The following is a 13,500-nucleotide window of genomic DNA, read 5'->3' on the forward strand; positions in this document are numbered from 1 at the left end:
TAAATGTTTTTTTCTCATGAACGGTAGCGCAAAAGCTACTATAATTACTTCCCATGGGATATCTTGTTCAATCTTCACTTATTCCTTATCGCATAAGAAAGTTTACTTTCTGTGCTTTGCTTTACAATATCTCGATAGTTCTCTAACATCTCCTCTATCCCCTTCTCATCTGGAGAATAGTGTTTTTCACGACCATCAAAGGCTTTAGTCTGTTCCTTATGCGCTTTTCTTAATACATCCATCGAACGATCTGATAAATGATAATCTAAGTTTTTTATTAACTTGTTTAACCGATTGTCCTTCTTCTCTATATTCTGGAGAAGACGTAATACCTCTCTCCCCATATCAATTTTTTCTAATTGTTCTACAGCGAAGATAAACTGCACTCGATTGAAATCTTCTCCGAATTGTTGCATTTGATGTAAATCCGCTTCGGTAAAGTAACCTTGCTCGTCTAATATTTTATTCTGTAAATCTCTCATCCCATATACAATATTAGGTATATCTCTCCTAGTTTGAACAACACGATGAACACTTTCAATATAATTATGAACAAGTTCTTTATCAGAAGCCTCCATTAAAAGAGCTTCTTTATAGTCTTCTAAATCACGCAAAAGATCCTCATATGCTGTATAGGATTTCTGCATTTCAGGAATCATCACTGCAATCCCACCATGTACGATTGAATTGTATCGATTAAAAATTTGATAAAACTTTATAGCTTCTTCTTTACTTACCTCCTCTCCCTCACTCGTCAAAATTAACGTGCCATTAATTTTATTTAACCGGATATATTGTACGATAATGTACAATTTTCCGTTATCTTGAAAGGCATAATTCCACATATCTGCTTTTTCCAAGAACTGTTTATGATTTTTGATTTTCTCTGTAACGGTTTTTGAAGCTTCCATTTGTAACATAAAAATCTCCTTTATCGAGTTTTAAAGTATGTAATTGCACTTTCTAAATTAATACACTTCGCTATAAATATGGTTATATATACCACTATTATAAAGCTATAAAACTATTTTTGTTCAGTATTAAAGAATTATTTCACATTTCTATTTAGTACCATTTGTTTTCAATTTGGTCAATTTCACCAATTTTTTGTCGAAGGACAGGAGAAAACTTCCTATACTAAAAAAGAGATCTCTCAATAGTTCGGGAACTATTGAGAAGCCTCAAATAGAAGTCCAGCCTCTAAAACCCTACTTATTAAAGATTTAATGACAATCATCAATTTCTAAAACACTTTGATACAATTCTTTATAACATTATGCTTTCATTTAGAAACCCATTATAAGGACCGTTTGCGACAAACACACACGATAAGTGGACTATCTGCTTGAAAGGAGCTTTTATCAAAATTACCAAATACTTGTTCTAACGTAAACCCATTGTAATAAAGGAAACTTTCTAGCTCTTGTGGGAAAAAATATCGAAGGACAAATGGCTCTTCCACTTCAACTGCATCAGATTCATCTTCTTTCCATAGACGATTAGTAAAAGTATAGTACTCCAAGTGATTTTTGTGATCATACGAACGTTTATATGTACTTTTCACGTTATTACCGTCTTTATCTACATACGTACCAGCATCTTTAACTATTTCATTATCCTCTGCTAACCTAGAAAGAATTGGATTTCTTGTTTCAAATGTAAACACACCGTCATCCTCAAGATGGTTATATACGGTTCGAAGTAAACCCTCTTGTGATTCTCTATCCAAGAAATGTTGAAATGAGTTACCTGTAGTAAATATCATCTTATACCTACGTTGTAGCTCAAGTTGTCTTACATCAGCCTGAATCCACCTTACCGCTACTCCCGCATTTAAAGCTTTCTTTTTTGCCGCTTCTAATGTTTCTGGAATGATATCAACACCTGTCATTTCATATCCCTGTTTAGCCAGCGGAATCGTTAGCCTACCTGTTCCACATGCAATATCTAAAATAGGCCCACCAGACCGTTGAGCAAGGTCTACGAAAAATCTCTCTTCTATTTCTTTTAGCTTGTTTAGAGAATCATATGCAACCGTATCCCGATACCCCTCTAAATTATCAAAATCTATCATATTACACCTCCATGAGTAGAAAACTAATCGTTCTAGATTTTAAGCTTCTGGAGCAGCCTTCCAAACAGGCGAAACAAGCTTATTAATTTCAGTATATATGCCACAAAAATTAAAGACAATGAAGCAACTGTATTTTTTCTTAATTTTCAATCAATAGTTATTGAGCCTGTTCTTCGAAATAATTTCCATGTTTAGAAAATTATTAAAACAAACCTATTTCTTCATTATATAGAAACATGCAATCATATTGCTCCTATTATACATACGATACAGAAGTACAATTTTCGGGCTATAGGAGGGTGTCACAGTGACCAAACATCAACATTTGCCAGATCATTCTAAGAGTAAAAATAAAAGACCAAATTTCCTCGTTATCCTTGTTGATGAGGAACGATTTCCAGTAGTTTATGAAAACGAAAATCTAAAAGAATGGCGTAAAAATCATTTGAAGACACAGCAGCTTCTACAAGAAAAGGGGATGACATTCTTAAATCATTATATTGGAAGTACAGCTTGTTCACCTAGTAGAACAACACTTTACACAGGACAGTATCCGTCTCTCCACGGGGTTACTCAGACAACAGGGGCAGCGAAAGGATCGTTTGATCCAGATGTATACTGGCTTGATCCGAATACAGTCCCTACATTAGGTGACTATTTTCGGTGTGCAGGTTATCGAACTTTTTGGAAAGGGAAATGGCATGCTTCTGATGCAGATCTGATTGTCCCTGGAAGTCATAATGCAATGTTGAGCTTTAACCCAGCAACTGGAGTCCCTGATCCTAAAAAGCAACGACTTTATTTAAATGCCAACCGGCTAGATTCCTATGGCTTTGATGGCTGGGTTGGTCCTGAACCACATGGATCAAACCCGCGAAATTCAGCATCATCTGCGGCGATTGGGGTAAATGGCCGTGATGTAGTTTATTCTGAAGAGGTTGTTCGATTAATTCACTCCCTAGAAGACGAAGTTCATACAAATAATCACAAGCCCTGGCTCATTGTCTCATCCTTTGTAAACCCGCACGATATTACCCTATTTGGGCTATTCACACAACTACTGCCAACATTTAATTTTTCTGTAGATCCTTCTGTTCCTTTTATACCACCAGCCCCTACAGCAAATGAAAACCTTCTAACGAAGCCCTCAGCCCAAATTAGTTATAGGGACGTTTATCAAAGGGCATTACAACCTACATTAGATACACTTTTTTACAGGCAACTATACTATTCTCTTCATAAGCAGGTTGATAATGAAATGTATAAGGTATTTACCGCTCTTAAGCAGTCTATTTTCTCTGAAGATACAATTGTGGTATTTACTGCAGACCATGGTAGTCTAGTTGGGGCCCATGGAGGGTTGTTTCAAAAATGGCATAATGCCTATGAGGAAGCACTTCATGTTCCTCTCATTATACACAGTCCTAATTTCCTCACTGACTGTAAAGAAACGGATATGCTAACAAGTCATGTGGACATTGTTCCCACCTTATTAGGACTTGCAGACATTGATGTTCAAGAAGTCCAAGAGAAACTGAAAAAAGATCATACAGAGGTCCATCCCCTCGTAGGTCGTGACCTATCATCGTTAATAAACGGAAATCCTGAATTTACTCGAGGTGATGAGGCTCTATATTTTATGACAGATGATGAATTTTCAAAAGGCTTAAATCAAAACACTTTAACTGGGCAACCATATGAAGCGGTTAAACAGCCTAATCATTTGGAAACCGTAATCGTCAAACTCCCAACAGGTGATGCTAATTCAAAGGAAATTTGGAAGTTCACTCGTTATTTCGATAACCCACAATTTTGGAGTGATCCAGGTATTGAAGACGTTGAAATGATCCAGAAAAAAGCCACCGATGTTTCAGAGGATCTTCAGGCCGCTATTTGTATCACAACCACCAAAACTCAGCCAGTCCCAGATCAATTCGAGTTATATAATATAACCAAAGATCCAATAGAAGAAATAAACCTTGCACACCCTACACATGAAACACCTGAATCAAAAGTGATTCAGAACCTTTTAACAAGAATTCTTCAAGAACAACGGAGACAAAAAAGACTTACTCCTTCAAGTGGGGGATAACATAGAAATGAAAAAGGCTCCTCAGCAGTTTTGTTAACTACTTGAGAAGCCTTTTCTCCATTTGTAAATCCGCCTCATTCAAACGACATCATTTTTTAGCCTCTGTCCAAGCTTGAGGATTCTTTTTATTCGGCATTACTATTTCCTCCCTTATAGCTGTTACGTCAGTTCATAAAAAAACACCTACACTCTCATGTAGATGTAAATTATTTTATCGGAATTATTATTTATTTTTCCAATAAGCATTTTCCCGCTTATGTTTTATACCGTCAACCCAAACGGTAGATTTCTCTTCATCAACTTCAAATACTAGCATAACTTGATAAAGTCCTAGCCTGACCCAATATCCTTCCAACACTCCATTAGGTATTTTCTTTGCTGTAAGAGTTGGTGCATAGGATAATCGACTAAACGAATCCAAATAAATTCTTTCTTTTACATCCGAAGGGTAGGCAAGAATATTGCTCAATTCGTTTAGCGCAGTTTTCGACCAAAAAACACTATATTCCTTGTCCATGCTTAAACGTCCTCAAAACTTTTCCGAAGATACTCAAGCCCCTGTTCTTTGCTGTATATACGTTCATTCTTGCGGTCCTCACGACTTTTTTGAACCTGACGAATAAGGTCCTCATCTTCTGCAAGATATTCAACTTCCATCTCATTTAATGTTTCTTTTTCCCGCTTTATGTTTAAAAATCCAATAAAATCATATACCTCAAGAGCATCTTGTTCAGAGATTTGGTCAATTATTCGCTTCAATTCTTCACGATTTACACTCAAAACAGCTCACCACCTTATGGTATTACTTCTTCCGATTATATCATATCAGTTACATAACCTAACAATCATACATATGCCCAATATGATACACTAACACACTCAAAATGGGGTAGGGTTAATCACAATACGTACTAGTTTAATGTGCTTCAGCTAATGATAAAATCATCTGGTAAAAGGAAAATGTTGACCTTTGAGTTATATGGAAAGGCGAGACACTTTGAAGAAATTACAACAAGGAACATCTATCGTCAAATCACTGAATATGAAGATATTAAAAAAGAGCCTTCTCAAAAGTTTGGAAAACTAATGAGAAGGCTCTAATTTTTCGTTTTGTATGGGCTTAGGCACCTTTTCGGCACCTAAAATGATGATTTAATCTCTAAACCCTTGATAGACAAGAGGTTTAAGGGCTAAATTACATCATGCCGCCCATAATCTATTAATCTGTAATATCTTTTACTAAGGTTCATATAATCGCGGTAAATCAAGGTTTCCACCAGGCTCACTTGTAACATCTTTAACGTAAATTTATGTTTTTTCCTTGCTTGCGTTACCCTTCCGTTACCCCTAAGCATTACCTTTGCACTCTAACTCTCCATCTAAGTTTGTGTTAGAAAATAATATTCCTCAACCAATAAAAAAAGACCCCATGATTATAGGGCTTTTAGTTTAGTTGAGATTGCAAATTTTCATTAGCCATTTCACTTTGCATTTCCTTTGTCTTCTTCATTTCTTCACTAACTTTAACTATAATTTGTTCACCTACATAGTCAATAAACTGTAACTTTATTTGACTGTTCCAGTCCTTATCTTTTTCAGCTTTTTCAAAGCTCTTAATAATACCAGGGATAATTTGTTTATATAAAATTAGTGTTAACAAGATTTTCTCTTTATGAATTTCCTCGAAGGAGATCTCCCCCTCATATTCAATCAAACGAACGTTCCCTTGATGAGCTAGCTCAAACAAAAAGTTTTCATTTTCATTAAATTTAATACTTAATCGTAAAGATTTTAGAGTATCGTCTCCAAAAATAAATGCTAAGGTTCCCAATAATGCGTGAATACGTTCACCTTCTCCAGACATTGAGTGCTCATTATCTTTATGCCCACCACTATATCCGGTAAAAGATTTAATTTCCATATTCGGATTCTCAGATAGAATTTTATCACCTGTTAAAAACTTGCTTAACAACCAATAGTATGTGCTATCTGTGATATGAAACACAGGAGGAAGTAAGGTAGTGGTTCCCCAAATATCTTCTCTTAGTAAATCCTTTAATATAAACTTTAATTTGTATTGACTTTTAGTCATATTCATATAGACAGCGATATAAACGTTATTGTCATGTTCAAAGAACAAAACATCCGATTCAGCTTTGTTAATTCTATCTGATCTATCTAACCATTGATCGTTTGGACTTTTGACAGTTGTTTTTGCTCTTTCTACATAGGCAGTTAAATAAATATATTTGAAGTTAATTTCTTCATTGTATTTTATTGTATTGACACCGATAGTTTCTTCTCTGCTACCTGGTTGCCACCGTTTACGTAGAGTCTCCCCTGAAGGCCATTCTCCTCTTTCAGGTCTTGCATCAAGATTCGAGTTTTCAAATACCTTTTTAGATGCTTCTTCAATGGTAGTAATGCTATCTAACCTTACCAAAATAACAGGAAACTCCATTTCTTAACTTCCTTTCTGTAACATTATTCTGCAATGTTTTAATTCCGATTTAACTAATAAAGGAATAATCCAGTTAAAGCAGCCTCGAATTAATTTATACCTGGAGTTAACGCCTAATTTAAGACCAATAGATCCATTTCGTTTGAAATTAGAATTAGCCATAACAGAAAGTTTCCCATCAATTGAAGTACTCGGATCACTTTCAGGTAACATGTCCAAAAAATTAAAATCAATTCCACCAGGTCTTAGTTTTAGTAGCTCTGATCCGCCCTTTATTTGAGGCTCTATAGAGAGCCAGTTAGGATCCCAAATAACACTTACCCTTACACCTATAAATTCAAAAAACCATTTCCCATATATGATTTCAATTTCCCCTTTAAGGTTTATATGAGTAGGGCTTTGCATTCCAGCCATTTCTTCATTAAATGGGATTGCGATAAATTGTTGACTGCTCATACGGTCACTAACTTCAATTTTAATTTGAGCCGGTTTCTTGAAGAATTTAGAACAAATAATCATTAGAAGGTTGTATAGAAAAGTAAGAAGAGCCACATCAATGGCCCCATATATGGCAGGTGGAATATTTTTATCTGCTACTTTCGCTGCGAGGTCAACAGTCAGTATCTCATCTAATTTAGCAAACACACTAGAAAATGGTCTAAAATCAAAAAACCATACCAATACTAATATTGCCGGGACAGAAATTGCTTTTATGATCCATATAATGAAATTGATAACACTACTCAAATATATCAGCCCGCTTCAATAACTTAACACCTCTCCAGCTACTTCAAATGAATCTTCGTCTGCAAATACAATCCCATTATTTTTAAATTTAATCCTTTTGTTTTGGACCGTAAAACTGACCGATTCTATTTCAGCACCAAACTCATCTTCGAGTCGTATAATTTCATCATAAATCAATTCTTTATACAACTTTTTATCTGTTTGGGCCTTTGAGATTCTAAATATATATTCGTTTAACTGTTTTATCTCATCATCCGGGAGCTCCATATTTAAATCAATGTTGGACCTAAAACCTTTAGAGCCAATCTTCTCAATCATATCTACAAAATGTTGGGAAGTAATAATAAGTTGTTGTGTAAGTGTAAATGGGACTTTTTGCATAATATATTTTAACTGATTATTTTCATAATCATACTTAATGCCAACGATGTTAGTTTTGTCAAATCCGACTATATTGTTTGGGCCAAAGATGTTATTAAGCGACATTAAGCTTTCTGTGTTAAATATCTTAAACATTTTAAGTTGTTGCCCCATCATACTTATCACCTCTCTTCCCAAATTTCAAGGATTTTTCATTATTATTTTAACCTATTTTCTTATTTATATTATCACTTAATATTTTTATCCACAATTATTTTTAACAAACATGGGTATTATATAAATTATGATTAATGTACAAATTGACGAGGAAGAAGTAAAAAGACTTTATTTGGAAAAACTTGATGAAAAAATGAAGGAGGTCGACAAAGAATTAGTTTTTGGGATTCAAAGGAATTAACAAGAAGAACATGTATGAGTTGGAATACAATACAGAAAACATTTTTCTACGACCCCCGTTTTCCCAAGTACAAAGTAGGTGGTAAATGGTACTTTCCAGCTGACAAAGCTAGAATGTTTTTACTTGAATGGTTAAGTGAACAATGGTGACCTTCTAAATAACAGTTATGTAAAAAGTTTCCCTACTGATCCATTGTGTCATAATAGTAAAACCCCCTGCTTTTAATACAACAGAGGGTTAATATTCTAATTTAAATACTGCACTATTTCCTTTAGTACATTCTTTCTTCTTCCCCTAACATACTCCAATAAGAAATCTAAGTAAACAACCTGGATTAACTTTTCAACATTCCATTCATGCTTAGGGAAGAAGTAAGACAAATCCTCCAGTAAAACTTCTGCTCTTAATGCCTCTTCCTTATCTAATTCCACCGTTACAACAGTTGTGCTTCTAACTGGTACAATTGGATGATTATTAATGAAAGGTAACTCTTGTTTTCGAACTGTGATCCGATTATAAATGGACCCGACATTCGAATCATTTCTTCTTACTTCATCGAGAAAATCGAAATATATATGTTCAATTAAATCGCTTTGTTTGAATTGAATGTCGTGGTCACTGAGATGAACAATGTCATCACACAAGACGTCTGCTCGGACATACATATCGTTCGGCACAGGAATATCAAATCGGTATCTTTCTCCACTTAGGAAGTTGAAGATTTTCAGCAATACACTTCTTTTTTCTGGTAAATCATATTCTTTGTTTAGTAAATCATATTTACTGTATTTAACCGCCGGCATTATGACCCCTCCTTATAATCCTAATTCGTTTAGCAATATTCTGTGTGCTGCTCGCTTCACACTCCTGAGACCCCATTCAACTTTTAGCTTTAATAATTCTTCGTGGACGGCTTTAGGCACTTTTGTGGATACATAGATTCCTGTATCTGAATACTCTTTTGGTGTAGCGTGAATGATAAAATCTCTATCTACAGATTTGGTAAAGACATCTGCTAGATAACTATGAATCTCTCCTCTATGACCTTCAGAAAAACTTAGTTTAGCAATCTCCAGTTTTTGCTCAGACGTCACAGGTACTTTAACCTGGTTCTTTTTATCCGATCGAATTGTTCGCTTATTAGAATCTTCAACCTTAATTGTTTTGTATTTATTAAACATTGGAGTTAACAAACTCACTCTTCCCCCTCCTCTTTCATGTTTTTAGTATCTTGTTATCCTAGTGACAGAATTCCAAAATTCCAGAATTCCACTTTAAAAGTTGGGGAAGGAGACCTTAATTCCGCCTTCATTTTTAATTTTAAAATTAGACTTAATCCCTTGATACTCTAAGGTGGATGGAGGGACGTCTATTTCTATTACAGGCATCTTTTGCCCCTCGAATTTCATTTCAGTACTCTCTTCCTCTTTCAATGGTTTGTATAGATCAGGTAAAGGTATTTCTAGAAATAAATCTGCATCATGCAAAGAACTTTCTTTTCTACTTCGATTCATATTCTCGGTGACGTCAACCTCTCCGTACTTTGCATTTGTATCTAACCAGTAACGATGATCCTCCTCCTTCCATTCCCAATTTGGGCTAGGTAGTTCTTTCCCTTGTTTTAAATGCGGAGAGATCAATTCTCTGAACTCAGAAGTAAACGCAGCTGAATATAATGCAGCTCTTATAATTTGACCGCGATCTAATGCAGAGACGTCAAAAACATCTTCCACATAATCTTTAAAGTGTCTGTGGTACCTTACAGTCGGTCGATACGTCACTTGACGTCACCTCCTCGATTAACACTCTTAATAACTGCTCACCTTCAGACGTCAAATATACGTCTTTACGGTTTAATAAGTCGTTCGCTAACTCTTTAGTCATGGTTTTCATGTAAAAGCCCCCTTGATTGTTTTTAACGTCTGATGACGTCTTTAATTAAGCTTATTGGACAAGGCTTGTCCTTTATTCCCACTTTTTTTATATTCAATTGAATTTTTTTGGGATTGTTGGTCAAGAATGATACTACGAAAAAAATTTAAGAGGTGATAAATTATGTGGGGAATCGGTAAACGTCGGAGTGCTTTAGGGAAATGGCTTGATAAGAATGGCCTGGAACAACAAGAGTTAGCCAAGACAGCTAAAGTTAGTAAAAACACCGTATCTAAAGCCTGTAGTGAAGTTGATTACGTACCAAGTCCAGGTGTGATGAAAAAGATACTGAAGGCTATTAGACAGGTCGATCCTAACGCTAAGATGAATGATTTTTGGGATATGTAATTTTGGAGAAAAGGTTGGAGAAAAATACGGACAATTAATGGATAATTATTATCCGACTATAATCCATGTTTTTCTCCATTTTCATGTTGTTAAAAGTTCTGTTACATCAAGGGGTTTTCTTATATTGTCACTTACTTTTTTATGTGGCCACTTTTTTGTTATTAATTTGTATGTCATAACATCCTTAAAGTAGCTCCTCAGAATGGATGCACTTTCACGAGTGCCCATTTACACACCGCCTGGTGGGATTGGTTGTTTTACGTTGCTGAAGCAATAGCCTGAAGGATCACCATAATCTAACCCACCACTTCCACCGAAAAGATCTACTCATTCTTTTATAAAAGTAATTCATGCTCATGCACCAACTCCGTGTAAACCTCCAGAAACTTTATAAATCTAGCGGCCAAAAACTCTCCTAGAATCCATTTATCGGTTCGTCCCCCCATTTTCTCCCTGGTTTATTTAAGTTTAGATTTGGTTTACAATGGATACAGAAACATATAATAAAAAACAGTAAACGTGTGCAAGACGTTTACTGTTCATAGGGTTATCCCTTTTTAGTAGGTCTGGAGAACATGTAGGCTAATGTAAGGATTGCGCAAGTAGCCAAGACAGTTGTTGGATCCATTGTTCTTCACCTCCTAGGCACCTGTTGTGAGCAGGTGCTTTTTTAATTATACCAAGAAACTCCCTCATAAAAGTACCAACAAAACGACACGTTATTTTGTAGAGGTATTTTGTTATTAAGGGATGGTTTGGTTACAATGAACCATTTTTTAATAACATGAAGATCCTTCAAGTGGGATGAAACACATTATAATACATAGTTAGAAAAAGTTTCAGTACACCTACAAACTATTTAGGGTCTTTTCGTATAAATAAGTTCCACTTTTTTTGTTTTTTGGTATTTTTTAGTATGGTTTTATACGATTTTTTTAAAAGCCAGAAAGCTCCCTTGGTTCCTGTTTAGAAATGTGTTCTGGTTTAGAACGAAACAAAAATGTTCCTATTTGGAATGTTTTGTTAATATATTCAAATATTAAGTCATCATGACAATAGAGCTTATAAGGTAAATATTAAAATCGAGGATTTCCCATACTGAATGACCTTAACAAAATTTTCTATGTGAAAACGTCTTTATTGACATTTTGGAGGCGATATATTCTAAAGAGGACAGTTTTTTCCATAGCGTCTCATTGTTATGGATCATAAACGATACTAAATGGAATTTCATCTGTTAATTTTTTTCGAATTAAAGGTTCTGGCATGTAGATTTTCCCCACGATGACCACCTTTCTATTAGCTGCTTGAAAAATTTTACTTATACTTATCTTTTCTTAATATAGCCCCTTTTTCCCCCTTTTAAATCAGTTCCCTGATAAAGTAAATACGACTTTCCTCAGCTTAAAACTTTAAAATAATCATGAAAGCAATAAGGCAAATTGATCCTAATGCGGAAGTAGACGATTTTTTCGATATGTAGATAATAATTGACCGTAATAAAAAAATATCCTATATTAATTATTAAGAGTACTAACTCAACAAGCTATAAAAAAGAAAATATTAAGGGAAAAACCCCTCTTGAAACAGGAAGAACCTGTGCATTTATTACATGCAACAGGTCCGCCTATTTTGAGAGGGTTTTTTTGTTTAAGGAGGAACGAGAATTATGAAAAATTCAGAAAAGAAAATGGAGCTGATTTATGTGTATTACAAATTATTTGAGGTTGTATATTTATTGCAGGAAGAAGAAATGTACAAGAAGGAAGAAGCGATCAAGGATATTTTAAAAGTACTTGCTCATATAGAAGCTCTAGACAAGATCTCATTTAATTCCCTTCTAGCAGAGTATAAAAATATCAAACACTAATCATACACACTTCCCGTACATAGGTGATGTATCGGACATAAACCACCTATTTTTGTTGAAATACAAGATCTTGAAAGCTCCTCTATGTATGAACGTATTAACGCGACTAATTAGCTTTAATTACAATAATAAAATGAAGGGAATTCTTCTATCGTGATACTTTGGAAAAACAATCAAACCTCAGATAAACAAAAGCAAGTAATGCTCTTAATCTATAAGTATCGTGGCTTATTCAACGAACACTTAAGGCAACTTATATTTGGCCATCTTAACTCTGATCAAGCTGGTCAGAAAGCGAATATTTCTTGATATACTTCTGGATTGCGAAAAATGAAACTTATTGAATTCTTTTAGAGGATTAAATATACCTATCCCCCAAAAAAAGAACCGAGTGTTCATTGATATAGATAAGAAGGAGAATCAAAAGAAGCAAGAAGAACTAGAATTAAGAAAAAGAAAAGAAGCTGAGAGAGAAATACTACTCCAGAAGCAAGAGCATGAAAAGAAAGCACAACAACAAAGGATTCAATTAGAAGAGGAACTTAGGGTGAGGGAAGCTGAGCAATTAAGGAAAAACAATGTTTATTTTGGATAGATAAGACCAATACAGCGCCTGTAGATTCGAGACCTTCGTTAATTACAGGCGCTTAAAATCAGCTAATTCATTTCCAATTAATCACTGTGAACTGTCTACATTTTACACAGTCCAAATTTTCTTTTGACTGTAATACCTTTTGCTTTTTATTGCATGTGGGGCATGAAATCATTTGATACCCTTGAACACTTAGTATCAATCCCATTGAAGCAATCATCAATGGTAGACCAAATAAAATACCGATAATAGTAATGCATAGAATAGCACCAATAAGGATACCCGTCCCACCAACAATTAATCCTAAAAATTTACCTACAGAACCTAAAGCACTTTTCTTTTTTTCAACATCAAGCGATACATATTTTTCTCGTGCTTCATTCATACAAATCCCCCCTAGTTAAATATATTCACCTATTTAGTACTTTTTCCCTTTTTTTGAGGGGATTTAATATTACCTGTTTCCTACAATAACCATGCCGGATTCAACAAAACAAAATTGACACTCTACCAACATTATTTGTTCCAACGATAAGTGATTGCTCTTACATCATGTAATAATCAATCCTTTAACTTTTGATAGAGTCACCCTAAAAATTAATTAAT

General features: G+C 34.7%; 16 protein-coding genes and 1 pseudogene. 5 read left to right on the forward strand and 12 right to left on the reverse strand.

Features of this window, described 5'->3' with window-relative positions:
• Positions 1–74: 74 nt before the first annotated feature.
• Together BK580_RS21520 and BK580_RS21525 are read right to left on the reverse strand one after the other, a co-directional pair.
• The gene (locus BK580_RS21520) at positions 75–920 is read right to left on the reverse strand and encodes a hypothetical protein (RefSeq protein WP_078382316.1); all 846 of its coding nucleotides are present in this window, start codon (positions 918–920) and stop codon (positions 75–77) included.
• 377 nt (positions 921–1,297) lie between these two features.
• Positions 1,298–2,074 (reverse strand): class I SAM-dependent methyltransferase, encoded by a 777-nt coding sequence (locus BK580_RS21525; protein ID WP_078382317.1) that lies wholly within the window; start codon positions 2,072–2,074, stop codon positions 1,298–1,300.
• 307 nt (positions 2,075–2,381) lie between these two features.
• Here BK580_RS21525 and BK580_RS21530 point away from each other — a divergent pair, with 307 nt between their 5' ends.
• A complete protein-coding gene (locus BK580_RS21530) occupies positions 2,382–4,166 on the forward strand; it encodes a sulfatase family protein (protein WP_235864090.1) in 1,785 nt (594 codons plus the stop codon).
• A gap of 223 nt (positions 4,167–4,389) precedes the next feature.
• Here the strand turns inward: BK580_RS21530 and BK580_RS21535 are convergent, their stop codons facing one another.
• The 5 genes from BK580_RS21535 to BK580_RS21560 form a co-directional block, all read right to left on the reverse strand.
• Positions 4,390–4,683 (reverse strand): type II toxin-antitoxin system RelE family toxin, encoded by a 294-nt coding sequence (locus BK580_RS21535; RefSeq protein ID WP_078382318.1) that lies wholly within the window; start codon positions 4,681–4,683, stop codon positions 4,390–4,392.
• A 2-nt stretch (positions 4,684–4,685) separates the two neighbouring features.
• Entirely contained in the window at positions 4,686–4,946 is a 261-nt protein-coding gene (locus BK580_RS21540; RefSeq protein ID WP_078382319.1) for a hypothetical protein, read from the reverse strand.
• Between the two features lie 664 nt (positions 4,947–5,610).
• Positions 5,611–6,627: a hypothetical protein gene (locus tag BK580_RS21550; protein WP_078382321.1), complete on the reverse strand. Its 1,017-nt coding sequence runs from the start codon at positions 6,625–6,627 to the stop codon at positions 5,611–5,613.
• Between the two features lie 3 nt (positions 6,628–6,630).
• Positions 6,631–7,374, reverse strand: coding sequence for a hypothetical protein (locus BK580_RS21555; RefSeq protein WP_078382322.1), 744 nt, complete (start codon positions 7,372–7,374; stop codon positions 6,631–6,633).
• 15 nt (positions 7,375–7,389) lie between these two features.
• A complete protein-coding gene (locus tag BK580_RS21560; RefSeq protein WP_169865205.1) occupies positions 7,390–7,908 on the reverse strand; it encodes a hypothetical protein in 519 nt (172 codons plus the stop codon).
• Between the two features lie 130 nt (positions 7,909–8,038).
• Between BK580_RS21560 and BK580_RS21565 the strand changes: the two are divergent.
• A pseudogene (locus tag BK580_RS21565) lies at positions 8,039–8,301 on the forward strand (group-specific protein).
• Between the two features lie 96 nt (positions 8,302–8,397).
• On the opposite strand, the gene BK580_RS21570 reads toward BK580_RS21565, so the two are convergent.
• From BK580_RS21570 to BK580_RS23785, 4 genes are all read right to left on the reverse strand, one after another.
• Entirely contained in the window at positions 8,398–8,955 is a 558-nt protein-coding gene (locus BK580_RS21570) for a hypothetical protein (RefSeq protein ID WP_078382324.1), read from the reverse strand.
• Positions 8,956–8,967: 12 nt separating this feature from the next.
• Entirely contained in the window at positions 8,968–9,351 is a 384-nt protein-coding gene (locus BK580_RS21575; protein WP_078382325.1) for a hypothetical protein, read from the reverse strand.
• 75 nt (positions 9,352–9,426) lie between these two features.
• A complete protein-coding gene (locus BK580_RS21580) occupies positions 9,427–9,933 on the reverse strand; it encodes a hypothetical protein (RefSeq protein ID WP_078382326.1) in 507 nt (168 codons plus the stop codon).
• Positions 9,893–10,045, reverse strand: coding sequence for a hypothetical protein (locus tag BK580_RS23785; protein WP_169864715.1), 153 nt, complete (start codon positions 10,043–10,045; stop codon positions 9,893–9,895). Before BK580_RS23785 ends, BK580_RS21580 begins: the two co-directional genes overlap by 41 nt.
• 162 nt (positions 10,046–10,207) lie before the next feature.
• On the opposite strand from BK580_RS23785, the gene BK580_RS21585 reads away from it, so the two are divergent.
• From BK580_RS21585 to BK580_RS21595, 3 genes are all read left to right on the forward strand, one after another.
• On the forward strand, positions 10,208–10,432 hold the full coding sequence (locus BK580_RS21585) for a helix-turn-helix domain-containing protein (protein ID WP_078382327.1): 225 nt from the start codon (positions 10,208–10,210) through the stop codon (positions 10,430–10,432).
• Positions 10,433–12,101: 1,669 nt separating this feature from the next.
• Positions 12,102–12,302, forward strand: a complete 201-nt coding sequence (locus BK580_RS21590; RefSeq protein WP_078382328.1) for a hypothetical protein — start codon at positions 12,102–12,104, stop codon at positions 12,300–12,302.
• Between the two features lie 340 nt (positions 12,303–12,642).
• Positions 12,643–12,897, forward strand: a complete 255-nt coding sequence (locus tag BK580_RS21595) for a hypothetical protein (RefSeq protein ID WP_139364948.1) — start codon at positions 12,643–12,645, stop codon at positions 12,895–12,897.
• Between the two features lie 67 nt (positions 12,898–12,964).
• Here the strand turns inward: BK580_RS21595 and BK580_RS21600 are convergent, their stop codons facing one another.
• Positions 12,965–13,279, reverse strand: a complete 315-nt coding sequence (locus BK580_RS21600) for a DUF5362 family protein (protein ID WP_078382330.1) — start codon at positions 13,277–13,279, stop codon at positions 12,965–12,967.
• Positions 13,280–13,500: the final 221 nt, after the last annotated feature.

Source organism: Sutcliffiella halmapala, assembly GCF_002019665.1.
In the GTDB taxonomy this organism is placed as follows: Bacteria; Bacillota; Bacilli; order Bacillales; family Bacillaceae_I; genus Sutcliffiella_A; species Sutcliffiella_A halmapala.